General features: G+C 59.3%; 25 protein-coding genes. 12 read left to right on the top strand and 13 right to left on the bottom strand.

Annotation, left to right across the window (positions count from 1 at the left end):
• Window positions 1–83: 83 nt before the first annotated feature.
• Both metF and ACZRMH_RS00840 read left to right on the top strand, forming a co-directional pair.
• Window positions 84–929, top strand: a complete 846-nt coding sequence (gene metF, locus ACZRMH_RS00845) for a methylenetetrahydrofolate reductase [NAD(P)H] (protein ID WP_464011952.1) — start codon at window positions 84–86, stop codon at window positions 927–929.
• Window positions 930–1,266: 337 nt separating this feature from the next.
• Window positions 1,267–3,120, top strand: coding sequence for a DEAD/DEAH box helicase (locus ACZRMH_RS00840; protein WP_464011729.1), 1,854 nt, complete (start codon window positions 1,267–1,269; stop codon window positions 3,118–3,120).
• Window positions 3,121–3,250: 130 nt separating this feature from the next.
• Here ACZRMH_RS00840 and ACZRMH_RS00835 read toward each other — a convergent pair whose 3' ends face one another.
• Together ACZRMH_RS00835 and ACZRMH_RS00830 are read right to left on the bottom strand one after the other, a co-directional pair.
• On the bottom strand, window positions 3,251–3,826 hold the full coding sequence (locus ACZRMH_RS00835) for a YceI family protein (protein WP_019828007.1): 576 nt from the start codon (window positions 3,824–3,826) through the stop codon (window positions 3,251–3,253).
• Between the two features lie 32 nt (window positions 3,827–3,858).
• Entirely contained in the window at window positions 3,859–4,410 is a 552-nt protein-coding gene (locus tag ACZRMH_RS00830; protein WP_464011728.1) for a cytochrome b, read from the bottom strand.
• A 274-nt stretch (window positions 4,411–4,684) separates the two neighbouring features.
• On the opposite strand from ACZRMH_RS00830, the gene ACZRMH_RS00825 reads away from it, so the two are divergent.
• Both ACZRMH_RS00825 and ACZRMH_RS00820 read left to right on the top strand, forming a co-directional pair.
• Complete coding sequence (locus ACZRMH_RS00825) at window positions 4,685–6,091, top strand: adenosylmethionine--8-amino-7-oxononanoate transaminase (protein WP_464011727.1); 1,407 nt, start codon at window positions 4,685–4,687, stop codon at window positions 6,089–6,091.
• A 133-nt stretch (window positions 6,092–6,224) separates the two neighbouring features.
• The gene (locus ACZRMH_RS00820; RefSeq protein ID WP_237147576.1) at window positions 6,225–6,944 is read left to right on the top strand and encodes a 16S rRNA (uracil(1498)-N(3))-methyltransferase; all 720 of its coding nucleotides are present in this window, start codon (window positions 6,225–6,227) and stop codon (window positions 6,942–6,944) included.
• A gap of 25 nt (window positions 6,945–6,969) precedes the next feature.
• On the opposite strand, the gene ACZRMH_RS00815 is transcribed toward ACZRMH_RS00820, so the two are convergent.
• Window positions 6,970–7,935, bottom strand: a complete 966-nt coding sequence (locus ACZRMH_RS00815) for a GlxA family transcriptional regulator (RefSeq protein ID WP_464011726.1) — start codon at window positions 7,933–7,935, stop codon at window positions 6,970–6,972.
• Window positions 7,936–8,127: 192 nt separating this feature from the next.
• Here ACZRMH_RS00815 and ACZRMH_RS00810 point away from each other — a divergent pair, with 192 nt between their 5' ends.
• From ACZRMH_RS00810 to vapC, 3 genes are all read left to right on the top strand, one after another.
• A complete protein-coding gene (locus tag ACZRMH_RS00810) occupies window positions 8,128–8,769 on the top strand; it encodes an HD domain-containing protein (protein WP_464011725.1) in 642 nt (213 codons plus the stop codon).
• Between the two features lie 142 nt (window positions 8,770–8,911).
• Entirely contained in the window at window positions 8,912–9,142 is a 231-nt protein-coding gene (gene vapB / locus ACZRMH_RS00805; protein ID WP_464011724.1) for a type II toxin-antitoxin system VapB family antitoxin, read from the top strand.
• A complete protein-coding gene (gene vapC / locus ACZRMH_RS00800) occupies window positions 9,142–9,540 on the top strand; it encodes a type II toxin-antitoxin system tRNA(fMet)-specific endonuclease VapC (RefSeq protein ID WP_464011723.1) in 399 nt (132 codons plus the stop codon). The genes vapB and vapC overlap by 1 nt, the downstream gene beginning before the upstream one ends.
• A gap of 18 nt (window positions 9,541–9,558) precedes the next feature.
• On the opposite strand, the gene ACZRMH_RS00795 is transcribed toward vapC, so the two are convergent.
• The 3 genes from ACZRMH_RS00795 to ACZRMH_RS00785 are packed head-to-tail and all read right to left on the bottom strand — an operon-like array spanning window position 9,559 to window position 12,098.
• Complete coding sequence (locus ACZRMH_RS00795) at window positions 9,559–10,461, bottom strand: transporter substrate-binding domain-containing protein (RefSeq protein ID WP_464011722.1); 903 nt, start codon at window positions 10,459–10,461, stop codon at window positions 9,559–9,561.
• A 23-nt stretch (window positions 10,462–10,484) separates the two neighbouring features.
• The gene (locus tag ACZRMH_RS00790) at window positions 10,485–10,835 is read right to left on the bottom strand and encodes a RidA family protein (protein WP_464011721.1); all 351 of its coding nucleotides are present in this window, start codon (window positions 10,833–10,835) and stop codon (window positions 10,485–10,487) included.
• A gap of 30 nt (window positions 10,836–10,865) precedes the next feature.
• Window positions 10,866–12,098, bottom strand: coding sequence for a D-amino acid dehydrogenase (locus tag ACZRMH_RS00785; RefSeq protein WP_464011720.1), 1,233 nt, complete (start codon window positions 12,096–12,098; stop codon window positions 10,866–10,868).
• Window positions 12,099–12,207: 109 nt separating this feature from the next.
• Here ACZRMH_RS00785 and ACZRMH_RS00780 point away from each other — a divergent pair, with 109 nt between their 5' ends.
• Window positions 12,208–13,116, top strand: coding sequence for a LysR family transcriptional regulator (locus ACZRMH_RS00780; protein WP_464011719.1), 909 nt, complete (start codon window positions 12,208–12,210; stop codon window positions 13,114–13,116).
• A 119-nt stretch (window positions 13,117–13,235) separates the two neighbouring features.
• Here the strand turns inward: ACZRMH_RS00780 and ACZRMH_RS00775 are convergent, their stop codons facing one another.
• From ACZRMH_RS00775 to ACZRMH_RS00765, 3 genes are all read right to left on the bottom strand, one after another.
• Window positions 13,236–15,224, bottom strand: coding sequence for a pyrroloquinoline quinone-dependent dehydrogenase (locus ACZRMH_RS00775; protein ID WP_464011718.1), 1,989 nt, complete (start codon window positions 15,222–15,224; stop codon window positions 13,236–13,238).
• A complete protein-coding gene (locus ACZRMH_RS00770; RefSeq protein ID WP_464011717.1) occupies window positions 15,221–15,595 on the bottom strand; it encodes a hypothetical protein in 375 nt (124 codons plus the stop codon). The genes ACZRMH_RS00775 and ACZRMH_RS00770 overlap by 4 nt, the downstream gene beginning before the upstream one ends.
• A gap of 196 nt (window positions 15,596–15,791) precedes the next feature.
• Window positions 15,792–17,051, bottom strand: coding sequence for a cation:proton antiporter (locus ACZRMH_RS00765; protein WP_464011716.1), 1,260 nt, complete (start codon window positions 17,049–17,051; stop codon window positions 15,792–15,794).
• A 200-nt stretch (window positions 17,052–17,251) separates the two neighbouring features.
• Here ACZRMH_RS00765 and ACZRMH_RS00760 point away from each other — a divergent pair, with 200 nt between their 5' ends.
• Window positions 17,252–18,085, top strand: a complete 834-nt coding sequence (locus ACZRMH_RS00760) for an EamA family transporter (RefSeq protein ID WP_464011715.1) — start codon at window positions 17,252–17,254, stop codon at window positions 18,083–18,085.
• 13 nt (window positions 18,086–18,098) lie between these two features.
• The gene (locus ACZRMH_RS00755; protein WP_464011714.1) at window positions 18,099–18,485 is read left to right on the top strand and encodes an MAPEG family protein; all 387 of its coding nucleotides are present in this window, start codon (window positions 18,099–18,101) and stop codon (window positions 18,483–18,485) included.
• Window positions 18,486–18,596: 111 nt separating this feature from the next.
• Here ACZRMH_RS00755 and mltA read toward each other — a convergent pair whose 3' ends face one another.
• Window positions 18,597–19,739 carry a murein transglycosylase A gene (mltA, locus tag ACZRMH_RS00750; protein WP_464011713.1) on the bottom strand — a complete coding sequence of 381 codons (1,143 nt, stop codon included), beginning with the start codon at window positions 19,737–19,739 and terminating at the stop codon, window positions 18,597–18,599.
• 128 nt (window positions 19,740–19,867) lie between these two features.
• Between mltA and ACZRMH_RS00745 the strand changes: the two genes are divergently transcribed.
• Window positions 19,868–20,317: a c-type cytochrome gene (locus ACZRMH_RS00745; RefSeq protein ID WP_464011712.1), complete on the top strand. Its 450-nt coding sequence runs from the start codon at window positions 19,868–19,870 to the stop codon at window positions 20,315–20,317.
• A 122-nt stretch (window positions 20,318–20,439) separates the two neighbouring features.
• Here the strand turns inward: ACZRMH_RS00745 and ACZRMH_RS00740 are convergent, their stop codons facing one another.
• The 3 genes from ACZRMH_RS00740 to ACZRMH_RS00730 all read right to left on the bottom strand — a co-directional run bounded on the left by ACZRMH_RS00740 (window position 20,440) and on the right by ACZRMH_RS00730 (window position 23,229).
• Entirely contained in the window at window positions 20,440–20,835 is a 396-nt protein-coding gene (locus tag ACZRMH_RS00740; RefSeq protein WP_464011711.1) for a DUF1090 domain-containing protein, read from the bottom strand.
• Window positions 20,836–21,023: 188 nt separating this feature from the next.
• Complete coding sequence (metK, locus tag ACZRMH_RS00735; RefSeq protein ID WP_095037191.1) at window positions 21,024–22,214, bottom strand: methionine adenosyltransferase; 1,191 nt, start codon at window positions 22,212–22,214, stop codon at window positions 21,024–21,026.
• 19 nt (window positions 22,215–22,233) lie between these two features.
• The gene (locus ACZRMH_RS00730; protein ID WP_464011710.1) at window positions 22,234–23,229 is read right to left on the bottom strand and encodes an ArsR/SmtB family transcription factor; all 996 of its coding nucleotides are present in this window, start codon (window positions 23,227–23,229) and stop codon (window positions 22,234–22,236) included.
• A gap of 261 nt (window positions 23,230–23,490) precedes the next feature.
• Here ACZRMH_RS00730 and tkt point away from each other — a divergent pair, with 261 nt between their 5' ends.
• Window positions 23,491–25,488 carry a transketolase gene (tkt, locus tag ACZRMH_RS00725; RefSeq protein WP_464011709.1) on the top strand — a complete coding sequence of 666 codons (1,998 nt, stop codon included), beginning with the start codon at window positions 23,491–23,493 and terminating at the stop codon, window positions 25,486–25,488.
• Window positions 25,489–25,594 lie beyond the last annotated feature (106 nt).

Raw genomic sequence — 25,594 nt, 5'->3', positions numbered from 1 at the left:
GGCTTGTACTGACCGCCTTTTTTTGTGTGAAAGTTCAGCGTCAGGGGCCGTCCATGACCTCTCGCGCACGCCAGGGTATTCCCATGTCTCAAGACCGTCGTTACAGCTTCGAGTTCTTCCCGACCAAGACCGATGCTGGACATGAAAAACTGATGAACACGGCTCGCCAGCTGGCGACCTACAACCCCGATTTTTTCTCCTGCACCTACGGTGCCGGTGGCTCGACCCGCGACCGCACGATCAATACCGTGCTGCAGCTGGAGAGCGAAGTAAAAGTGCCTGCGGCACCGCATCTTTCTTGCGTGGGTGACAGCAAGGCTGATTTGCGCGGCCTGCTGGCCCAGTACAAGGAGGCGGGCATCAAGCGCATCGTTGCGCTGCGTGGCGACCTGCCTTCGGGTATGGGTATGGCCAGCGGCGAGTTGCGCTACGCCAATGATCTGGTGAGCTTCATTCGTGAAGAAACCGCTGACCACTTTCATATTGAAGTGGCCGCTTACCCGGAGATGCATCCGCAAGCGCGCAACTTCGAAGACGATATCAACAATTTCGTGCGCAAGGCCCATGCTGGTGCCGACAGTGCGATCACCCAGTACTTCTTCAACGCCGACAGCTACTTCCGTTTTGTCGAGCGCGTAGAGGCAGCGGGCGTGATGATTCCAATCGTGCCGGGCATCATGCCAATCACCAACTACAGCAAGCTGGCACGCTTCTCCGACGCCTGCGGTGCTGAAATCCCGCGCTGGATTCGCAAGCAACTGGAAGCCTACGGCGACGATACGCAGAGCATCCAGGCGTTTGGCGAACAGGTAATCAGCGAAATGTGCGAACGCCTGCTTGAGGGCGGCGCACCGGGGCTGCACTTCTACACCCTGAACCAGGCCGACCCTAGCCTGGCAATCTGGAACAACCTGAAGCTGCCACGGTAAATGGCTGCATGATTCTTGTGGGAGCAGGCAAGCCAGCTCCCACAATGTCCCGGCTCCCACAGGTTATGTCTCGTTCCCACTAGCCGTTGGGCAGCATGAAATCGGCGCGCCGCGAATGCTCTGTTATACTCCGGCCTTTCCGCCAGGCTTACGCCCGGCCGCTCGTCCTTGTACAAGCCACTCAACCCCGCTACTGCGCAGCTCTTGCCCGCGCGAGCGGTGCGTATGAGCCTTGTGGACTGGAGCAGGACCGGACGGGATTGCGTCACCTTAAACGCCATTCACGCCAGGCAAGACTATCCCTTTGGGCCAAGCCCTAACTAGAACAGGATTTCTCATGTCCTTTGCTTCCCTCGGTCTCTCCGAGGCTTTAGTCCGCGCCATTGAAGCTGCGGGCTATACCGAGCCTACTCCGGTGCAACAGCGGGCCATTCCCGCCGTGTTGCAAGGTCGCGACCTGATGGTTGCGGCTCAGACAGGTACTGGTAAAACCGGTGGCTTCGCTCTTCCGATTCTGGAAAAGCTGTTTCCCAATGGCCACCCGGACAAATCCCAGCGCCACGGCCCACGCCAACCACGCGTGCTGGTCCTGACTCCGACTCGCGAACTCGCCGCCCAGGTGCACGAGAGCTTCAAGCTCTATGCCCGCGACTTGAAGTTCGTCAGCGCCTGCGTGTTCGGCGGTGTCGGCACCAACCCTCAAGTGCAGGCCCTGGCCCGCGGTGTTGACGTGCTGGTTGCCTGCCCGGGTCGTTTGCTCGATCTGGCTGGCCAGGGCAGCGTTGACCTGTCCCACGTTGAAATCCTGGTGCTTGACGAAGCTGACCGCATGCTCGACATGGGCTTTGTCCATGACGTGAAAAAAGTCCTCGCCCGCCTGCCGTCCAAGCGTCAAAACCTGCTGTTTTCGGCGACGTTCTCCAAGGACATCACCGATCTGGCCGGCAAGCTGCTGCGCAACCCGGAACGTATCGAAGTTACGCCGCCGAACACCACGGTCGAGCGTATCGAACAGCGTGTTTTCCGTCTGCCGGCGACCCACAAGCGTGCCCTGCTGGCGCATTTGATCACCGCAGGCGCCTGGGAACAGGTGCTGGTCTTCACCCGTACCAAGCACGGTGCCAACCGTCTGGCTGAATACCTGGACAAGCACGGCCTTACCGCTGTGGCCATCCACGGTAACAAGAGCCAGAACGCCCGGACCAAAGCCCTGGCCGACTTCAAGGCCGGTGCCGTACGCATTCTGGTAGCCACCGATATCGCCGCTCGCGGCCTGGATATCGATCAGCTGCCGCACGTGGTCAACTTCGAACTGCCTAACGTCGACGAAGATTACGTTCACCGTATCGGCCGTACTGGCCGTGCCGGTCGTTCGGGCGAAGCGATCTCGCTGGTGGCTCCGGACGAAGAAAAACTGCTGAAAAGCATCGAGCGCATGACCAAGCAGAAAATCGCCGATGGCGATCTGATGGGTTTTGACTCCAGCACTATCGAAGCAGAAAAGCCTGAAGTGCGTGAGCGTCCGGATGTGCGTAACCCGCGCAACCCTCCACGTGGCCCACGTGGCGACGGTCCGGGCAACCCAGGCGGTGGCGGCGGTCGTAAAGACAAGGGCAAGGAAAAAAGCAAAGAGAAGCCTGCAGCCGCTCGCGGCGAGCGTCCAGCTCGTGAGCAGAAGCCACGCGAAGCTCAACCTGCTCGTGAACAGCGCCAGCCAACGCCTCGTGCCGATGCCAACCGTGCGCCGGACGAGTTCCGTGATGACGATGTGGATAACTTTGGTAACCGCGCTGATTACGTTAGCCCGTACCAGAACAAGAACAACCAGAGCCGTGGCCGTCGTCCGGGCGCTCCAGCTCAGGGTACTGGCACTGGGACCGCGCCAGCCGCACGTACCGGTGGCCGTCAGAATGCTCCGCGCACTGGCAGCGGCGCCAGCACTGGCACTCCGCCAGCCAAGCGCGGCGGTCCACGCAGCGGTGCCCCGCGTGACGGTCAAGCCCGTCGCGAAAACCGCCCGGCCCGTGACGATGCCCGTCAAGAGCCAGCGGTTAAAGGCCCACGCGAGAATCAGCCGAAGATCATGCACAAGGAGTCGAAAAGCGATCGCTTCCCGACACCTGAGCAGCTCGATCAACTGCCGAACCGCCCTCGTGGCGAGAAGCCAGCGCTGTTGACGCGTAACCGCTGAGTCAAAAGCACCCTCACCCCAGCCTCTCCCGGAAGGAGAGGGGGTGGGTGAGGGGCTCTTGATTCACGCACAAAAAAACGCCCCGGCTCTCGCAAGCCGGGGCGTTTTTTTTAGCCGTATAAAAGCGCTATTACTTGGCCTTCACGCCTTCCAGCGAGATGTCCAGGGTCAGAGTCTGGTCTTTGCCCGGGGATTTGATGCCGAAGTCGTTCAGGTTCACGGTAGTGGTCGCGTTGAAGCCAGCGCGTTCGCCACCCCATGGATCCTTGCCTTCGCCGTTGAACGTTGCCTTGAACGTTACTGGCTTGGTCACGCCGTGCAAGGTCAGGTCGCCGGTTACGTCAGCTGTTTTGTCGCCAGTTGGCACAACCTTGGTCGACTTGAAGGTCGCTTCCGGGTACTTGCTCACGTCCAGGAAATCTTTGCTGGCGATGTGCTTGTCACGTTCTGCGTGGTTGGAGAACAGGCTGGCAGTTTTCAGGGTGACGTCGATTTTGCTGTCAGCAGGCTTGGCTGCGTCCCACGAGAAGGTGCCGCTCCAGTCCTTGAAAGTACCGTGGATAAAGCTGAAGCCCAGGTGGCTGACTTTCCAGTCGATAAAGGCGTGCTGGCCTTCCTTGTCGATGGTGTAGTCAGCCGCCATGGCCTGACCTGCGGTCAGCAGTGCAGTACCGAGAGCCAGCGCAGCGAGGGTCTTTTTCAACATGCGGTCTATTCCTTTTGAGTTGAGATTGAACATCAGGCTTTGCGGCCCAGCATACGAACCAGGGTCGCATCACGATCTATAAAGTGGTGCTTCAAAGCGACTAGACCATGAAGACCGGCAAAAATCACCACGGCCCACGCCAGATACAAATGCACGACGCCGGCCACATCGGCCTGATCGGGCAAGTTGGAAATCAGTGCAGGTACTTCAAACAGGCCAAATACCGGGATGCCCACGCCTTCAGCAGTGGAAATCAGATAGCCGGCGATCATCAGGGCAAACAAACTTAGATACAAAAAACCGTGGCCAAGTTTGGCGCCTATACGTGTTGCCTTGCTATAGCTGGCCAGTGCCGGTGGGGCCGGGCTGATCCAGATCCATATCACCCTTAGTACCATTACTGCGAGCAGCGTCAGACCAATACTTTTATGCAGGTCGGGCGCTTCTTTACGCCAAGGGCTGTAGTAGTCGAGACCAACCATCCACAGGCCCAGGGCGAACAGTCCGAACACCGCCAACGCAACGGACCAGTGCATGAAAATGCTGACTGCACCATATCGAGAAGAAGAGTTACGTAGCTGCATTGCCAACACCCTGTGGGAACTTGAGCCTAAGACTAATGGTTTACCTATCGATTGAAAGCGCATTTTTTCGCTGCAAGCTATCGATAAATACGATCTGTAGCCTGTGGGGTGATGATTAAGCAAACGTTAACAAGATTTAGTGTCGCTCTGGTGAGTTTGCCAGCGTCTGTAAGAGGCGGGAATTTGTAATAGGTTGTGACGCGACGGCGGATTGCATAGGCTTGCGCGATTGTTTACCCGTACATATCGGGAGCCAGCGCCAGGAGAGTCGGAAATGGGCCTGAATAATCAGTGGATGCAGCGTGATCTTGCCGTGTTGTGGCACCCCTGCACCCAAATGAAGGATCACGAGCAACTGCCGTTGATCCCGATCAAGCGCGGCGAAGGCGTGTGGCTGGAAGACTTCGAGGGCAAGCGTTACCTGGATGCCGTGAGCTCCTGGTGGGTCAATGTGTTTGGCCACTGCAACCCGCGCATCAGCCAGCGCATCAAGGATCAGGTCGACCAACTGGAGCATGTGATCCTTGCCGGTTTCAGCCATCAGCCGGTGATCGAACTGTCCGAACGCCTGGTCAAAATGACGCCAGCAGGCCTGACCCGCTGTTTCTACGCCGACAACGGTTCGTCGTGCATCGAAGTCGCGTTGAAAATGAGCTTTCACTACTGGCTCAACCGTGAGCAGCCGAACAAAAAACGCTTCGTCACCCTGACCAACAGCTACCACGGCGAAACCATGGCGGCGATGGCAGTGGGTGATGTGCCGCTGTTTACCGAGACTTACAAGGCGCTGTTGCTGGACACCATCAAGGTGCCGAGCCCCGACTGCTACCTGCGCCCTGAAGGGGTGAGCTGGGAAGCCCATTCGCGCACCATGTTTCTGGCCATGGAGCAGACCCTGGCTGAGCATCACGATACGGTTGCGGCGGTGATCGTCGAGCCGTTGATCCAGGGCGCGGGTGGCATGCGCATGTACCACCCGGTGTACCTCACGCTGCTGCGCGAAGCTTGTGACCGCTACGGCGTGCACCTGATCCTCGATGAAATCGCCGTGGGCTTTGGCCGTACCGGGACCATGTTTGCCTGTGAACAGGCAGGTATTACCCCGGACTTCCTGTGCCTGTCCAAGGCGCTGACCGGTGGCTATTTGCCCTTGGCGGCTTGCATGACCACAGACGAGGTGTACAGCGCGTTCTACGACGACTACCCGACCTTGCGCGCCTTCCTGCACTCCCATAGCTACACGGGCAACCCGCTGGCCTGTGCGGCGGCATTGGCAACGTTGGATATTTTCGAAGAAGACAACGTGATCGAGAACAACAAGGCCCTGGCCCAGCGTATGGCCAGTTCGACGGCCCATCTGGCCGACCACGCCCATGTCTCGGAAGTGCGTCAGACCGGTATGGTTCTGGCCATTGAAATGGTTCAGGACAAAGCCAGCAAGACAGCTTATCCGTGGCAGGAGCGCCGTGGCCTGAAAGTCTTCCAGCACGCCCTGGAACGTGGCGCGCTGTTGCGTCCGTTGGGCAGCGTGGTGTATTTCTTGCCGCCTTACGTGATTACCCCCGAGCAGATCGACTTTCTGGCTGAAGTGGCCAGTGAAGGGATCGATATCGCGACCCGCAGCGACATCAGCGTGGCCGTGCCGGCGAACTTTCATCCGGATTTCCGCGACCCGGGTTAATCACAACTTTACCCCTACTGTGGGAGCGGGCTTGCTCGCGATGCAGGCGACGCGGTCTGTCTGTCAAACCGTGTTGATACTATCGCGAGCAAGCCCGCTCCCACAGCAAGAACACCATTTTTAGAGAACCCCTATGAGATTGTCCCGCTTTTTTATCGACGCTCCCTTGAGCCTTGGTGAACACGAATTGCCTGAGGCCCAGGCGCATTACATTGGCCGCGTGCTGCGCATGGCCGAGGGCGATGCCCTGCAAGTGTTCGACGGCTCGGGTCAGGAGTTTCTCGGGCGTTTGCTGGAGGTCGGCAAAAAGCGCGTGCGCGTGCTGTTGGACGAAACTTTCGCCGGGCAAGTTGAGTCGCCATTGGCCATTCACCTAGGTCAGGGCCTGTCCCGTGGTGAGCGCATGGACTGGGCGATTCAAAAGGCCACCGAGCTGGGTGTCACCGAGATCACGCCGATCATGAGCGAGCGCTGCGAAGTACGGCTCAAGGACGAGCGCGCTGACAAGCGCCTGGCCCATTGGCGGCAAGTGGCGATCAGCGCCTGTGAACAGTGCGGCCGTTCGCGGGTGCCCGTTATCCATCCGCCGGTGTTGCTCAGTGACTGGATCAAAACCACCGAGGCCGACCTCAAGCTGGTTTTGCACCCGGTATCAGAACCGCTGGCCAGTCACGCCAAACCTGCGCGTCTGGCGTTTTTGATCGGCCCTGAAGGCGGCCTGACCGACAACGAAATCGATCTGGCCCAAGCCGCTGGCTATCAGCCTGCACGCCTTGGCCCACGGGTACTGCGCACAGAGACCGCGCCGGTTGTGGCCCTGGCCGTGGCCCAGCAGTTGTGGGGCGATTTCTAAAGCCCACAGGGATGTGATGTATTGGTTATGTCATCGCCGCAAAGTTCATCCGGAACTGCTGCGGCGATACCCCCAGCCGGCGCATAAACACGCTGCGCATATGGTGTGCATCGCGAAAGCCGCATTCGTAAGCCACGGTCTTGAGCGCCAGCCCGGGGTTTTCGAGCAGGGCGCGGGCTGCATCTACCCGTGCACCTTCAACGAACTGCGCCGGGGTAACTGCGGCCTCACGGGCAAACACCCGTGAGAAATTGCGCGGGCTCATCAGCGCCGCTTGCGCCAGTTCAGCAATGGTCAAATCCCCGCGCAGATTCTCCAGCACATGGCGCTGTACGGCGGCCACCGGTGAGCCAGGGTGCGTGGCCTGGGTCAAAAACGGGCTGAACTGTGACTGCCCGCCCGAACGCTGAGTAAACACCACCAGCCGCCTGGCCACATTCAGCGCCACTTGCGGGCCGTGATCCTGGCTCAGCACATACAACGACAGATCAATCCCCGCCGTCACCCCGGCCGACGTGAATAGATTGCCATCTTGCACATACAGGCGATCGGCCTCCAGGGTCGCACTGGGGCAAAGGCGGGCGAGGGCGGCCACGTCACTCCAGTGGGTGGTCACGCGCCGACCATCGAGCAGCCCGGCGCGGCCGAGCATCAGCGCGCCATTGCAGATCGAACCGAAGCGCCGCGATTTTCGGCATACGCCCCGCAGCCATGCGTAAAACCCGGGGCCGAAATCCTGATCGGGCAACCCCGGGCCGCCTGCGCAGAGCACCAGGTCATAAGCGCTTTTGGCCTGGCCGAAATGGCGGTGGGCCTGAATTGACAAGCCGTTCGAGCACGCCAGCAAACCCGACTCCAGCCCCAGCACCTCAAGCTGATAGCGTTCGCCCGGAGGTAGAAAGGCATTGGCCTCGGCGAATACATCCATAGGCCCAGTCACATCCAGGGACTGCACGCCGGGGAAAACAATCAAGGCTACGGTCAGAGTCATCGGGGTTGGCCGTGATGTGTGTGTCAGATGAAATACCGCACTCATCCCCTGTGGGCAAGTCTGCTCGGGGACGTGGCTGGTATTGGTATGTGATTGGCACGAATCGCCCTGGCATGTCGATTGTTGCCAATGTTGTTCGGGCACAGACTTGATTCCACGGCGCCATCCCGGCGCTTGATCGAGGAGTTCGCCATGAATCAGACCATCGCAGGCATCGTCATCCCGGACAGCGCCCTGGCCAAAGCCACCACTGAATACATCCGTGACGTTGAGTCCGACTTGCTCTACAACCACTCGCGGCGGGTGTTTCTGTTTGGTGCCCTGAGCGGTCAGCGCAAGCAACTGGCCTACGACCCGGAGCTGCTTTATGTGGGAGCGATGTTCCACGATCTGGGCCTGGTTGAAGGCCATCGCAGTGACAACGAGCGCTTTGAAGTCGACAGTGCCAACAGCGCCAAAGCCTTTATGAAACCGTTCGGCCTGAGTGACGACGATGTCGAGCAGGTATGGCTATCTATCGCCTTGCATACCACTCCTGGCGTGCCGCAACACTTGCGCCCGAACGTGGCGCTGGTGACTGCCGGGGTTGAAATGGACGTACTGGGCATCGATTACGCGGCATTCCCCATAGAACAGCGCGAAGCTGTGGTACATGCCCACCCGCGTGGCGAGGGCTTCAAGGAATGCATCCTGTGCGCCTTTGCCAACGGCTTCAAACACCGCCCCGACACCACCTTTGGCACGGTTAACGCCGATGTGCTGGTGGATGTGGACCCGAGCTTCAAACCGATGAATTTTGTCGAGATCATTCGTAAGTCACCTTGGGTGTCTTGAGGCTTGCCAATAGAGACGATTTGGTCCATTGCCAGTCTCTGCCGCCCGTCGTTTGGCGTAGGCGTTTCAGGGCTCAGCCATTGACTTGCTGATGACTGAAACTACGATGGGATATACAAGAGGCATATCCCGGAGGGCGGTCATGGAGCAAGGTTCGGTTTTTCAGAGCAATCGCAGTCAGGCAGTACGTTTGCCCAAGGCGGCGGCGTTACCCGACGACGTCAAGCGGGTTGATATTGTGGCTGTTGGTAGAGCTCGCATCATCACGCCTGCAGGTGAGTCCTGGGACAGCTGGTTTGAAGGTGAAGGTGTGACAGCTGACTTCATGACAGATCGTGAGCAGCCCGCAGATCAACGGCGGGATGATTTTTGATGCTTAAATTCATGCTCGATACCAACATCTGCATTTTCACCATCAAAAACCGTCCTGAGGCCGTACGCATGGCTTTTATGGCCCATCACGGGCAACTTTGCATCAGCACTGTAACCTTGATGGAACTGGTCTATGGGGCCGAAAAATCCTCCAGCCCGCAGCGTAATCTCGCTGTGGTTGAAGGCTTTGCCGCCCGACTGGAGGTTTTGAACTACGATCAGGATGCGGCGATTCATACAGGCCAACTTCGCGCCGAGCTAGCCCTTTTGGGCAAACCTATTGGCCCCTATGACCAGATGATTGCTGGCCATGCGCGATCACAGGGGCTGATTTTGGTTACCAACAACACCCGGGAATTTGAGCGTGTGCCCGGTTTGCGCATTGAGGATTGGGTTTAAGTGCTCTAAAAAATATCCTTACTCCACCGGATCACTCACCGGCGAGGCGATGATTTTCTTCAGCTCGGCGGTCATCGGAAACTCCAGATTCAGGCCATTGGGCGGGATCGGTTGTTCGAACCAGCGCTGGTAGATGCTGGTGATTTCCCCGGACTGGTACAGCTCAGCCAGGGTCTTGTTGACCACGGCAAGGAATTGCGGGTCGCCCTTGCGCACCATGCAGCTGTAGATTTCCCGCGACTGCTCGTCCCCCACCACCACCCATTTATGCGGATCGCGGGCTTTGGCCCGTTCACCGTAGAGCAGCGCGTCATCCATGTAAAAGGCCACGGCGCGACCGGTTTCGAGCATTTTGAACGCTTCGCCGTGGTCTTTGGCGCTGATCACGTTCATGCCCATCTTGTGGTCGGCACTGTAGCTTTTGATAAAGCGCTCATTGGTGGTGCCAGCGGTGGTCACTACGTTTTTCTCGCGTAAATCATCGAAGCCCTTGATGCCGCTGTCCCTGGCGGTCAGCAGTTGGCCTTTGACATAAATAAACCCGTACGAAAACGCTACCTGCTTCTGCCGCTCTGCCGTTACCCCGGTCGATCCGCATTCAAGGTCGACAGTACCGTTCTGTACCAGCGGGATGCGGGTTTGCGAGGTCACCAGGTTGTATTTGACCTTCAGCGGTTTGTCGCCCACTTGCTGCTGGATACGCTCGACAATCTTGTTGGCCAGCTCCACCGAATAGCCCATTGGCTTGCCGCTGTTGTCACCGACATACGAAAACGGCACCGACGCATCGCGATAACCCAGGGTAATACTCCCGGAGTCGGCGATTTTCTTGAGCGTGCCCTGCAGTGGGGCCTCATTGGCTTGCACGTTATGGCTGATCAACAGGCCCAGGGTGCAACTGATCAAGGTGAGTTTTTTCATTTTGTTTTTTCCCCTAAAACAGATTAGTGACGTACTGCAATCACGCTGATTTCCACCAGCACCTGCGGCCGCGCCAGTTCGGCTTGCAGCGTGGTACGGGTGGGTGCTTTGCCTGCTGACAGCCATGCGGACCACACGGCATTCATGGCCGCAAAATCGCGTTGAATGTTCTGCAGGTAAATCGTGGCGTTAACAATGTGGTCCTTGTCGCTGCCGGTTTCGGCCAGCAGCGCGTCGATCTTGCTCAACACCTCTTGGGTCTGCGCGGTAATGTCTTCGCTTTGCGTGGGAACTTGTCCGGACAGAAACACCAGCGCCTCAAAGGTCGCGGCAGCGCTCAAACGGTCATTGCTGTTGATGCGGTGAATCGTCATCGGGCTTTCCTTGTGGTGGGGGTGGCGCACTCAAGCCGCCAGACCTTGCATATCAATGGAGGTTTTACGCTGGGCAATCAGCTCGCTGAGCAGGCGCCCGCTGCCGCAGGCCAGGGTGAAGCCCAGCGCGCCGTGGCCCAGGTTGAGCCACAGGTTGCGATAGCTGCTGGCGCCAAGAATGGGTACGCCACTGGGCGTAGCAGGGCGCATGCCAGCCCACTCGGTGGCGTCGTCATAGTTGCCCGCATCCGGGAAGGTGCTGCGGGCCAGCTGGCGCATTTGCGCCAGGCGCTTGGGGTCCGGGGCGGGGTCGAAACCGACAATGTCGACCATCGCGGCAATGCGCAGTTGTTCACCAATACGGGCGTAAACAATCTTGCGGTCGTAGTCGGTGATGCTCACTTGGGGTGCCTTTTGCGGGTCGCGCAGGGCCAGGGTGAGGCTGTAACCCTTGAGCGGGTACAGTGGCAGGTTCAGCCCTGGCAGGCGCAGGGCCGGGCTGTTGTGGCCCGCGGCGAGTACCAGTTGATCGACGGCCAGTACCTCGTCGCCCATTTCCACTGCCTGTACCGCACCATTGGCATGACGAATGCGGGTGACGGTTTTCCCCAGCATAAAGGTGCAGCGGCCGCTTGCTTGCAAGCGGGCGACCAGTTGCTGGCAGAACGCGTGACAGTCGCCGACTTCTTCGCTGGGGGTGTAGATGCCGCCGACAAAGGCCGAGCCCTGCAGCCCGGGCTCCAGGCTGACGCACTCGATGGCAGTCAGGGCCTGTTGAAATGAACTGTGGATAACTTTTTTGCGCGCCTTGTCGAAGTTGGCGCGCTCACGGAACGCCACCAGTTTGCCGTTGCGCTGCCAGGCGAAGCCATCCAGCTGATCTTCTTCGCGCCATTGCTGCAAGGTGGCCTGGCTGAGCAAGGCCAGACGCAGCAGATGCGCACCATTGCGCTGATTCACCGAACCCCGGCATGCGCCGATAAACGACGCCAGCCAGCGCCATTGCGCCGGGTCCATGCGTGGTCGCAGCTTGAGCGGCGAGTCACCGCGCAGCATCCAGCCCATCGCCTGCCAGGGCACTCCCGCATCAGCCAGCGGTGCAACATAGCGGTAGGAAAGCTGGCCGCCATTGGCGAAGCTGGTCTGGCTGCCCAGAGTTGGCTGAGCTTCGATCACGCTCACTTCAAAGCCGTCGCGCACCAGCGCATACGCTGTGGCCAGCCCGATAACGCCCCCGCCGATGATGCAAACTCGCTGTGTCATGTCAGTCCTTGGCCCGCTATTGAACGGGCTTCAGGTTAGGGGCAGGTGACAGGCGGCGAACAATGAATAAAGATGGCTCTCCCATAAACAAAGGTTATGGACTGCTGCCATGCGCTTGCGTCATATCGAAGTGTTCCAGGCGATTCGCCAAACCGGTTCTGTCAGTGCGGCTGCGCAGTTGCTGCATGTCTCGCAGCCTGCGGTGAGCAAGGTGTTGCAACACGCTGAGCAGCGCTTGGGCTTCCCGTTGTTTCTGCGGGTACGCGGTAAATTGCAGCCCACCCCCGAAGCGCTGTTGCTGGAGCGCGAAGTCGACAAGGTGACCGAGAGCCTGCAAGGCGTGCAGCGTCTGGCGCAAAGCCTGCGGCGCACGCCGGGGCATCGTTTGCGGATTGGCAGTACGCCTGCGTTAGCACTCGCGCTACTGCCGCCGGTGATCAGCGAGTGGAAGCGCCGATATCCTGAGATCAACTGTGAACTGGCCAGTGCTCATACCCGTGAGCTGATCCAGAACCTGCTGATGCGCGAACTGGACGTGGCTCTGACCTTCAAGCTGCCCGAGCATCCAGGGCTCAAGGCCCAGGCGTTGGCCCACGGTGTGCTGGTAGCGCTGGCACCGCGCGGGTTCTGGCCGGATGCAAGTGAGGGCGTGCCGCTGGCGCTGGATGAGCTGGCAGATGCGCCTTTGATCGGGCTGAGCAGTGTGGACCCTCTGTTTGCACGGCTGGACAACTACCTGCAAGCGGTAGAGCCACCACCCCGTATCAGCATTGCAGTACAGACCTATTCGCTGGCGCGGGCGATGGTGGAGGCCGGTGCAGGGTTGGCGGTGATTGATCCGTTTACGGCGTTGGGGGCTTCGCGGGAGAGTACTGTGATCCGGCCATTGACACCGGCGCTGCCGATTACGCTGTATGCGCTGACCCGGGCCGATGAAGCCCCGGCGCATATGCTCGAAGGGTTGCTGCAACTGTGCGCCGAGCGGGCTGGCGAGCAGTTGCAGCGGTTGGCGGGCTAATCACAAGTATCAAGAATGTGGGAGCGGGCTTGCTCGCAATGCAGGCAGCGCGGTTTGTCTGATACACCGCGTTGATGCAATCGCGAGCAAGCCCACTCCCGCAGGGGGAGGGCGGTGGGTTATTTGGGCAATGCGTACACCACCACCTGATCACCCACCTGGTCTTTCATGATCGAGTTGCCGCCCGCGACAAACGCCACATATTGCCGGCCCTTGTATTCATAAACGGCAGGGTTGGCCACGGCAGGTGCCATGACGATGTCCGACCATAGCTCCTTGCCGTCATCCAGGGCGTAAGCGCGTACCTTGGCATCCATCGAAGCGCCGATAAATACCACGCCGCCTGCAGTCACCGCAGGGCCGCCAATGGTCGGTGAGCCCATGTCTTCAGGCATGTACCAGCCCCACTGCTGCACCGCACCCATTGGCCGACGCCATTTCACGTCACCGCTGCGCATGTCGATCGCCACGATTTCACCGAAAGGCGGGGCCCAGCACGGCATGCCGGCCCAGTTCTGGGCATTGAGCAAGCTCATCCCGTACGGTGCGCCGATCTGCGGATAGAAGCCGTTTTCGTTGCCCGCGGTTTTCGGCTGTTTGTCGTAGGACGCGCGATCCCACAGCTTGATCATCTGCACGATATGCGAGGTGTTGACGATGGCGACCTGGCTGACCGGGTCAAACGCGACACCGCCCCATTGCACGCCACCCGCACTGTCCGGGTAGGCCAGTACGCCGTTGCCCTTGGTGCTGGGCGGCGAGTACATACCGTTGTATTCCAGGCCGTCCCACATTTTCGTGCACTGACCAAAACCGACGATATCGGCGATTTTCCAGATGGCCGGTTTTTTCGACTGATCCATCAACGGTGCAGGTTTGGTCGGGAAAGGCTGGGTGGGCGAGTAAACTTCGCCGGGGATATCGCCCTGTGGCACCGGGCGTTCTTCGATCGGCCACACGTCTTCACCGGTGCGGCGGTCAACGGTGAACAAGAAACCCATCTTGGTCGCTTGCACCAAGGCGGCCACCGGCTTGCCGTTGACGGTGATGTCCATCAGCGTCGGTGCGGAGTTGATATCGTAATCCCACAAGTCGTGGTGAACCCACTGACGGGACCATACGACTTTGCCGGTGTTGATATCCAGCGCGGTGGTCGAGGTGCCCAGCGGAATCGGCTTGGTGCGGTTGCCGCCCCAGTAGTTGGGCGAAGGCGAGGACACGGGGATATACAGCAAGCCCAGCGCCGGGTCGTAGGACATGGCCGTCCAGATATTGGCAGTACCGGTTTTGCCTGCTTCTTCATCGGGAATCGGTTTGAATTCCCATTCCAGCTCGCCGGTGCGGGCATTGAGGGCGAACAACGAACCCGGTGATTCGACTTCATATTCCCAGTCTTTACCGGCCCAGCCGACGATCAGCCTGTCACCGATAACGGTGGGCGGTTGTAGCTGTGACAGCGGCCATTTGGCGTTGACCTTGTTCCATTGGTTGACGTCCACCACACCGTTTTTGCCGAAACCTTCGCACGGCTTGCCGGTGTCGGCATCCACCGCATACAGCTGCGCGGTCATGTTGCCCAGGTACACCATCTTCTGACAGGCCACGCCCTGCTGTGGGGCTTTCTCCTGCCAGTAGGCCACGCCCCGTGATTTCAGCGCGGGCTGGGTTTCGGCCACCAGTTTCGACTTGGTGTCGTAGGTCCACTTTTCTTTGCCGGACTCGGGGTCGAGGGCAATGATGCGGTAAAAAGGCGTGCCGACGTACAGCGTGTCATTGGCAAAAATCGGCGTGGCGGACCACACAGACGGTGGGATCTTGCCGGTGCCGGTAGACATGTCGCCGGTGAAGTACTGCCAGACCTTGGTCAGTTTGCCGACGTTGTCCTTGTTGATTTGGGTCAGGGGCGAGTACTTCTGCGCGCTCAGCTGCCCGTGGAAACTGTCCCACTCCTTGCCGTTCGGGATGGGTAATTTAGCCTCCTCGGCAGAGATGCTGGACGGTGCCAGCAACGGCGGCGGGACCGTGTAGGTTTCTGCCTGAGCGTTGGACACACCAGCCAGCAGGCACAGCGCTGGAGCTGCGATTAAATGTTTTTTGATCCCGTTCATATCGCGCTCCTTGATGGCTTGGCGGCAAAGGTTTCAATCACAACACCCACGGCGTAGACCACCAGCACGGCAACGGTCCACCAACCGTGCAGCAGGCTGGCGGCAAAGATTGTCCCTATTGCACCAACCCAGGCCAAAAACACGACGAAGCTGCGCAGGCCTCCTGCCCTGGTCTGAACCAGCAGCACGCCCAAAACAAAGAGTACAAACTCGGCAAGCATCGTGGTCATTGCGCCCCCGGAGTCCGTTACGCCAGAGAGGGGCGTAAAGAATCGCCAGGCCGTGATGGCCAGGGCGACCAGCGCCGCAATGATCATGATCTTGGCACCCAGATGGCGCCTGGGCTGTGCATAAGCAGCAGAAGTACTCATCCCTTTCTCCTTTGCGTGTCATGCCTTCGGGCATCAGGAGGGTGAGTGTAGCCAAGGGTAGAGAAAAGACAGGGAAGAGGTGCTGACAGAAACCTGTAGTCGCTGCCGAGGCACGAAGGCTGCGATCGCAGTGGCGTACCACCCCCGATCGCAGCCTTCGTGCCTCGTCAGCGACTACAGCAATAGCAGGCGCGGACTAATGCGCGTGATCGGCCTCAAGCGGCGCATCTTTGGTCACATGCTTGACCAGTTTGCCAATGGTCAAGCCCTGGAACAGGATCGAGGACAGCACCACGATATAGGTGATACTCAAAATCAGATCGCGCTCCGGGCCCAGCGGCAAGGCCAATGCCAGTGCCACCGAAACCCCGCCGCGCAGGCCGCCCCAGGTGAGGATGCGGATGGTGCCGCGAGGCACGGTACGCCAGCGGCGCAGCAGCACAATGGCCGGGGCCACGGTCAGCAGGCGCGACAGCAAGATGGCCACCGCCAGAACGCTGGCCGCCAGCAAATGCAGCCATGAGAATGGCAGCAGCAACAGTTCCATACCAATCAGCGCAAACAGCAGGGCGTTGAGCATGTCATCGAGCAACTCCCAGAAACCGTCCATATAACGACGGGTCATTTCGTTCATGGCCTTGTTGCGGCCCAGGTTGCCGATGATCAGACCGGCAACCACCATCGCAATCGGCGCCGACACATGCAGCTCACTGGCCATGGCCGACCCGCCGATCACCAGTGCCAGGGTCAGCATCACTTCGATCTGGTATTGCTCGATGCTTTTGATCATCCGGTACACCAGGTAACCGATCAAACCACCGAACACCACGCCGCCGATGGCTTCGTGCACAAACAGCATCGCCGTGGCACTCAAGCTCGGGGTTTCACCCAGTTGCACGATGCCCAGCAATACGGTGAACACCACAACGGCGGTGCCGTCGTTGAACAGGCTCTCGCCCACAATGGTGGTCTTCAGCGGCTTGGAGGCGTTGGCGGTACGCAGCACACCCAGCACGGCAATCGGGTCGGTGGGGGAAATCAGGGCGCCGAACAGCAGGCAGTAGAGGAAGCTGATATGCCAGCCGAACAGGCCGAAAATCCAGTACGCCAGGCTGCCGATCACAGTGGTGGCGATCAACACGCCAACGGTGGCCAGCAGGCCGATGGGCCAACGGTAGCTGCGCACGTCGCTGAAGTTTACGTGCAAGGCACCGGCAAACAGCAGGAACGACAGCATCCAGTTCATCAGCAGGTCGCCGAAGTCGATCTGTCCGATCAGTTGCTCTACACGTTCTTCAAGGCCAGGGTAGCCAAGAAAGCTCAAGCCTTGCAGCAACAGGGAAAACATCAGGGCAGTGACCATCACGCCAATCGTCGGCGGCAGGCCGATAAAGCGGAAGTTCACGTAAGTGAGTAGTGAGGTCAGGCAGATAAACGCAGCAACAAGCTCAAGCATCCGGGATCCTGTGGTGGCGAGAGTGAATGGATGCCCGATCGGTTCGGGCAGTATTTGGATGCAAAAACGGGCGTCAGGGGCACATCCCGGGGGGGTGGCAAACGGACGCGAAGTACGAGGTCATTGACCACACAGTTGCACTGAGGTTGCATGGCGGGGCCTGGCAGTGATCGCAGGTTGATAACAACAAGGAGTCTGCGGTGCTGGCAACGGCGTTGGTGTTGGTCGCGGCTGTGTTGCACGCGATCTGGAATACCCTGATCAAGTTCAGCGGTGAGCGTTTGCTGGTCATCGCCTGCATGGACACGGTGGCGCTGGTGGTAGTGGCCGGGCTGGTGGGCTTTGTGTCGTGGCCACCGCCTGAAATCTGGCCGTGGATACTGGCTTCTGTGCTCTTCGAGCTGGTCTATCGGGTGCTATTGATCCGCGCTTATCGGGTGGGGGACCTGGGCCTGGTGTATCCGCTGATGCGCGGGCTCTCGCCGCTGGTGGTGCTGGCGCTGACCCTGACCTTTGCTGGCGAAGTGCTGACGGGCCAGCAGATCATCGGCATTTTGCTGATCCCCTGCGGCATGGCCTGCCTGCTGTGGCAGGGCGGCGGCGGTGATCGTCTGCCCTGGTCAATGCTGCCAGTGGTGGCGCTGATCGGCTTGTGTATCGGTTGCTATACCTTCATCGATGGTCAGGCTATCCGGCGCTGGTCACACCCGCTGGATTATCTGGTGTGGGTCACGTTGCTCAGTGCCTGGCCGTTCCCGTTGCTGGCGATTACCCGCAAGCGGGCCGCGTTTACGCTGTTCTGGCGTACGCAATGGCGGTTGGGGGTAGCGGTGGGGGTTTGCGTGCTGGCCAGTTATGCATTGGTGCTGTGGGCCATGCAGTTGGGCTCGATTGCCGAGGCGGCGGCGCTGCGCGAAGTCAGTGTGATCCTGGTGGTGCTGTTTGGTATGCGTTACCTCAAAGAACCTTTTGGCGGGCCGAGGCTCTTAGCCTGTGGGCTGGTGCTGATCGGCATGCTCGTGATGAAACTCTAAAAAGGAAATTCCAATGACGGTTGCCTTCTGGTGTGTACTGATTGCCTTCTGCCTGACCTACGTATGTACCGCCTTTGCCAAGTTCAGCGACGGCAAGTTCGGGCCTAAACAGAACCATGATCCGCGTACGTTTCTCGACGGCCTGCAAGGGTTTGCCAAGCGTGCCCACAGTGCCCAGCTCAACAGCTTTGAAGTGACGCCGATGTTTGCTGCGGCAGTGATTATTGCCGATATCGTGGGCAACGCCCAGTCGGTGACCATCGATGTGCTGGCGGTGCTGTTTGTTACCAGCCGCATGCTCTACATCATCTGCTACCTGGCCGACTGGGCGCTGCTGCGTTCCATCGTGTGGTTTATCGGCTTGGGATTGGTGGTGAGTTTCTTTTTTGTGTCGATGTAACGCACAAACCTTGTAGTCGCTGCCGAAGGCTGCGAAGGGAGTTGCAGAGGTTTCGAGAAAACGAGGGGCTCCGCCCCTCTTCGCAGCCTGCGGCAGCGACTACAGAGTGTTCTACTGCGGCAACGTCGCCCCTTTAGGCCACAGCAGCCAGATATTGCCCTTCTGTTTCATATCGCCCGCAATAGCCCCTGCTTCAGGGCCGGTGCCGACAAAGAAGTCTGCCCGCACTTCACCTGCAATGGCGCCGCCGGTGTCCTGGGCCGCTACCGGGCGCACGATGGGTTGGCCATCGGCCTGGGTGGTCGACAGCCACAACAGGCTGCCCAGCGGAATCACCTTGCGGTCCACCGCCACGCTGTAACCGGCCGTTAGCGGCACGTTCAGCGAGCCACGCGGGCCTTCGTTGCTGTCAGGGTTCTGGGTGAAGAACACGTAGCTCGGGTTGCTGGCCAGCATCTCGTGGACGCGCTGCGGGTTGGCCATCGCCCAGGCGTGAATGGTGCCCATGGTCACATCCTGTTTTTTCAGCTCGCCCTGCTCGACCAGCCAGCGGCCAATCGGTTTGTACGGGTGGCCGTTCTGGTCGGCGTAGCCAATGCGCAACTGGCGGCCATTGTCGAGCTGGACCCGGCCCGAGCCCTGGATTTGCAGGAATTGCAGGTCCATCGGATCGGTCAGCCACGCCAGTACCGGTGCATTCAGGCCTTTACTGTTGATGGTTTCTGCAGTGTCGTAAGGCTTGAGTACGCGGCCTTCAAGGCGTCCGCGCAGGCGCTTGCCCTTGAGCTCGGGGTAGATGCTGTCCAGGTTGACCACGATCAGATCGGACGGCACACCGTAGATCGGCACATTGGCGGCCTGGGTCGGCTTGAGACTGCCCGGGTACACCGGCTCGTAGTAACCGGTGATCAGGCCGTCACTGCTGCCTTCGGCCGAACGCAGGCTGTACACGTCGAGGTGGCTTTGCAGGAAGTTGCTGATCTCGGCCACGCTCGGGCCGGCAGGCAAGGCGGCGGCATCGCTGCAGACGCTGCCCCAGTTGGGGTCGGTCTTGAGCCGGGTGCAGGCGCTGCGCCATGAGGCAAAACCGCTTTGCAGGTCGTTGCCGGTGACCTCAGGCAACGCACTCCACTCGGCCTTGCTGTAGGTAGTGTGGGGCTCGGGCTTGGTGCTGTCCTTGTCGGTGCCGTTGCATCCGGCCAGCAACATGACAACGGGCAAGGCCCAGGCCAGAGGCTTGAAAAATGTACTCATCAGCGAGGTTCCTTCGAGGTTTGCCGAGGTCGGATGACCGCCAGGCAATCCTTATATTCAATAGGGGTATTGGTCTTTGCAGGTGACGCGAGGATACTGGCGACCGATTTCCGTGACCTGAAGCCACCATGACTCTTAAACGATTGACTGTTGTACTGCTGGCCTGCCTGACGCTGACGGCGTGTGGCGGGGTTGATCCCGATTCGCCGTTGGGCCAGCGTAAAGCGATTTTCAAACAAATGCTAAAGACCAGCGAAGACCTGGGCGGCATGCTGCGTGGCCGCATTCCTTTCGATGGCCCGCGTTTTACCGAGGGTGCAATCAAGCTTGATGCTTTGGCTCACGAGCCTTGGAAGCATTTCCCTCAAGTTAAAGAGAGCGATCAAACCAGCGCTACTGATGATGTCTGGCAGAAGCAGGCACGTTTTCAGGAGCTGGCGCGCCAGTTGGAAGCCGCTACCGGTGAGCTGGTTATCGCCAGCCAGGTGCAGCCCTACAAAGCCAGCAACCTGACGCCTGCGGTGCAGAAAGTCGAAGACACCTGCAGTGCTTGCCACAAGGAATTCAGGAATCACTGATTAAGGTGGGGCGGTGCCCGCCTTCTGTGGGAGCGTGCTTGCTCGCGATAAATACAACTCGGTACTTCTGAGTCACCGAGGTGCTGCCATCGCGAGCAAGCCCGCTCCCACACAGGGTGCTGTTACTTGTCCAGCTGATTCAGTGCTTCCTGCAGCTCTTTGCGCGATTCCGCCAGCTTGTTTTTGCGCTTGTCGATTTTTTCCGGGTCGCCTTTCTTCATCGCCTTGTCCAGATCTGCCTGGCGCTTGCTGACTTCGTGCTTGGCTTCCAGCACCTTGTTTTCGCGTTCCTTGCGCAAGCCGGCGTCGGTGCAGTGGGCTGTCACTTCGCTCAGGGCTTTTTCCAGGCCAGCAACCTGGTTGCTGTTGCCGTGGGCACGGGCCTGCTCAAGTTGCAGGGTGATGGCTTGCTTCTTGGCAGCGCAACCGGTCAGTTCCGGCGCGGCATCAGCGGCCATCAGCGGGGCAGCCAGCAGGCCGCAAACAGTAAACAGGGCGAGCGGTGAAAGTAATTTCATAAATGGCTCCATGACAAAAGATGACAATTAAATAAGGTTGAAAAAACGCTACGCAAGCGCGTTTCGGCGGATCGAAACCGTGGATGTTAGCAGCATCCGTACCCAAGCAATCCGCCGAGCGTTGCCCGCCAACAGCAAAAAGCCCCGAACAGTCGCCTGTCCGGGGCTTTTGGTGCAGCAGGTTTTACTTACAAACCGGCAGCAGCGCGCAGCTCTTCAGCGCGGTCGGTACGCTCCCACGTGAACGTGGTGAAGGTATCGTCGCCAACTGTCTTGGTCTGCGGCGTGCGGCCGAAGTGGCCGTAGGCTGCAGTTTCCTGGTACATCGGGTGCAGCAGGTCCAGCATGGTGGTGATGGCATATGGACGCAGGTCGAATATGTCACGTACCAGCTTGATGATTTTGTCGTCGGAGATCTTGCCGGTGCCGAAGGTGTTCAACGAAATCGAAGTCGGTTGAGCGACGCCGATAGCGTAGGAAACCTGGATCTCGCAACGATCAGCCAAACCAGCAGCCACGATATTCTTGGCTACATAACGGCCAGCGTAGGCCGCCGAACGGTCAACCTTGGATGGATCTTTACCCGAGAACGCGCCGCCGCCGTGACGGGCCATGCCGCCGTAGGTGTCAACGATGATCTTGCGACCGGTCAGGCCGCAGTCGCCCACCGGGCCACCGATGATGAACTGACCAGTAGGGTTGATGTGGAACTGGGTGTCTTTGTGCAGCAGCTCGGCTGGCAGCACGTGCTTGACGATCAGCTCCATCACGCCTTCGCGCAGGTCTTTGTACGAGACTTCAGGGTTGTGCTGGGTCGACAGCACGATGGCGTCGATGGCTACCACCTTGCCGCCTTCATAACGGCAAGTCACCTGGGACTTGGCGTCCGGGCGCAGCCAAGGCAACAGGCCGGATTTGCGGGCTTCGGCCTGGCGCTGTACCAACTGGTGCGAGAAGGTGATCGGTGCTGGCATCAGCACGTCGGTTTCGTTGCTGGCGTAGCCGAACATCAGGCCCTGGTCGCCGGCGCCCTGATCTTCAGGCTTGGCACGGTCTACACCCTGGTTGATGTCAGGGGACTGCTTGCCGATGATGTTCATCACGCCGCAGGTAGCGCCGTCGAAGCCAACGTCGGAGCTGGTGTAGCCGATGTCGGTGATCACGTCACGAACGATCTGCTCCAGGTCAACCCAGGCCGAAGTGGTGACTTCGCCTGCGATGATTGCTACGCCGGTTTTCACCAGAGTCTCGCACGCCACACGGGCGAACTTGTCTTCAGCAATGATGGCGTCCAGCACCGCGTCAGAAATCTGGTCGGCGATTTTGTCCGGATGCCCTTCAGACACGGACTCGGAGGTGAAAAGGGAGTATTCGCTCATCTCGACGGTTTCCTAATATTTACCGATGGTGAGTGTCGCCAGCTGGCCGCTGAAAGTGGCGGACCTGAAGCTGGAAACCATTACGTAAGCCTACATAGAGGCTTTCCCCGGGAACGAGTCCCGCAGCGGTGGCCCAATGGGCCAGATCATCTTGTTCAAAACCCAGCCACAAATCACCGCAGGCCTCACGGGCCCACGCCTGATTATGGCTGCACAACTCTGTTACCAGCAGGCTACCGCCTGGTTGCAGCAAGGTTGCCAATTGCTTTAGCGCTTCGGCCGGTGCAGCGAAATGGTGCAGGACCATGTTCACCACCACGCAATCGACCTGGATCGGTGTTTCGTGCAGCGCGTCGGCCAGGATCAGGCTGACGTTGTTCAGTGACTCGCGTTCACACAGCTGGCGGGCCAGCTCAAGCATTACCGGGCTGTTGTCCACGGCCGTGACCTGATGGAAGCGGCGGGCCAGGTCGGGCAAAAAGCTGCCATCGCCGGGGCCAACTTCCAGGGCCGTGGCCGCCGGATTGAAGCTCAGTTTGTCGAGCAGCGTTAAAACACTGTCCCGGTATTGCGGCAAGCCGGCGATCAAATCCTGTTGAGCGCGAAACTTCTCGGCTATGCGTGAGAAAAAGTCCTGACTGGCGGCTGCACGTTGGGCGTGTACGGCGCTGATCCGCGCTTGTACATCGGCGGGCAAGGTCAGGTTATCGACCTCTTCCAGCAACGCAGCATGCAATTTGCCGCCCAGTTGTTCGGTGTGGGGCAGGGCGCGGCGATAAAAGATCGCGTTGCCTTCGCGCCGTGTTGCGACCAGCCGCGCCTGGGACAGCACCTTGAGGTGGTGGCTCATCCCGGACTGGCCGGTGGCAAAGATCTGCGTCAGCTCCAGTACACCAAACGAATCGTTGGCCAACGCGCGCAGCACATTGAGTCGCAGCGGATCGCCTCCAGCCTTGCACAGGGCGGAGAGCTCGTCGCAATCGTCATGGCGGATTGAAGGCACACGTAAGTTCATGGGGCCGCAGTCTAGTTACACGCTCAAGCCCCCGCAAGTTCAATATCAAAACTTTTTGATATTGGTCGATAAATGGTTCGTTTGTCGGGTGAGATGTGCTTATTAACGAAATGAAATGTCCGATCCTTAACAGATTGGCGGCCTGAATAAAGGAAAAACGTTTCAGCTGACTATCTGTCATTGCCCCGAGGGCGGTGGGTGAGGGAAAATGCTCGCCTTTTTTCCGTTTCGATTTATCTATCAATACCCAGGAGAACAGCGATGCCCAGCCGTCGTGAGCGTGCCAACGCCATTCGTGCACTCAGCATGGATGCCGTGCAAAAAGCCAACAGCGGCCATCCAGGTGCCCCTATGGGTATGGCGGATATCGCCGAAGTACTGTGGCGCGATTATCTGAAGCACAACCCGAGCAACCCGTCGTTCGCTGACCGTGACCGCTTCGTGCTGTCCAACGGTCATGGTTCGATGCTGATCTACTCGTTGCTGCACCTGACCGGCTATGACCTGTCGATCGAAGACCTGAAAAACTTCCGCCAGCTGCACAGCCGCACTCCGGGCCACCCGGAGCTGGGCTACACGCCGGGCGTTGAAACCACCACTGGCCCGTTGGGTCAGGGCCTGGCCAATGCTGTGGGCTTTGCCCTGGCCGAAAAAGTCATGGGCGCGCAGTTCAACCGTCCTGGCCATAACGTTGTCGATCACCACACCTACGTGTTCCTGGGTGATGGCTGCATGATGGAAGGCATTTCCCACGAAGTTGGTTCGTTGGCCGGTACTCTGGGCCTGAGTAAACTGATCGCTTTCTATGATGACAACGGCATCTCCATCGATGGCGAAGTTGAAGGCTGGTTCACCGACGACACACCAAAGCGTTTCGAAGCCTACAACTGGCAAGTGATCCGCAACGTTGACGGTCACGACCCGGAAGAAATCAAGACCGCGATCGAAACCGCACGTAAAAGCGACCAGCCAACGCTGATCTGCTGCAAGACCACCATCGGTTTCGGTTCGCCGAACAAGCAGGGCAAGGAAGACTGCCACGGTGCTCCACTGGGCAACGACGAAATCGCCCTGACCCGCAAGGCGCTGAACTGGAACCACGGCCCATTTGAAATCCCGGCTGATATCTACGCCGAATGGGATGCCAAGGAAGTCGGTGCTGCGGTTGAGTCCGAGTGGGACAAGCGCTTCGCTGCCTACGCTGCCGAGTTCCCGGAACTGGCTGCTGAACTGTCCCGTCGCCTGAACGGCAAACTGCCAGCTGACTTCGATGCCAAGGCCAACGCCTACATCGCTGAAGTTGCAGCCAAAGGCGAAACCATCGCCAGCCGTAAAGCCAGCCAGAACACCCTGAACGCCTTTGGCCCGCTGTTGCCTGAACTGCTGGGCGGCTCCGCTGACCTGGCCGGTTCCAACCTGACCATCTGGAAAGGCTGCAAAGGTGTTTCGGCTGAGGACGCCAGCGGCAACTACATGTACTACGGCGTACGCGAGTTCGGCATGAGCGCCATTATGAACGGCGTCGCTGTGCATGGCGGCCTGGTGCCTTACGGCGCGACCTTCCTGATGTTTATGGAATACGCCCGCAACGCCATCCGCATGTCGGCCCTGATGAAGCAGCGTGTGATCTATGTGTTCACCCACGACTCCATCGGTCTGGGCGAAGACGGCCCGACGCACCAGCCAATCGAGCAATTGACCAGCCTGCGTACCACGCCGAACCTGGACACCTGGCGCCCGGCCGATGCGGTTGAATCCGCAGCTGCCTGGAAATTCGCCCTGGAGCGCAACGACGGCCCGTCCGCGTTGATCTTCTCGCGTCAGAACCTCAACCACCAGACCCGTGATGCCGGCCAGATTGCCGATATCAACCGTGGTGGCTACGTGCTCAAGGACTGCGCAGGCGAGCCTGAGCTGATCCTGATCTCGGCGGGTTCCGAAGTGGGTCTGGCGGTTCAGGCCTGGGAAAAGCTGACCGAGCAGGGCCGCAAGGTTCGTGTGGTGTCGATGCCATGCACCAGCGTGTACGAAGCTCAAGATGCAGGCTACAAGCAGTCGGTTCTGCCGCTGCAGGTTAGCGCCCGTATCGCGATCGAAGCGTCCCACGCTGACTACTGGTACAAGTACGTGGGCCTGGAAGGCCGCGTGATCGGCATGACCACCTACGGCGAGTCGGCGCCTGCGCCTGCCTTGTTCGAGGAGTTCGGCTTTACCCTGGAAAATATCCTGGGTCAGGCTGACGAGCTGCTGGAAGACTAAGTAACAAAGTGGCTGCCCTCTTCGCGAGCAGGCTCGCTCTCACAGGGATCTACATAGTCCCTGTGGGAGCGAGCCTGCTCGCGAAAGTGTGAAGGATTCACCTTGG

The sequence above is a fragment of the Pseudomonas sp. B414 genome (assembly GCF_055408445.1).
Note: the sequence above shows the minus strand (reverse complement) of the source record. Positions and strands in the feature narration are given on the sequence as shown.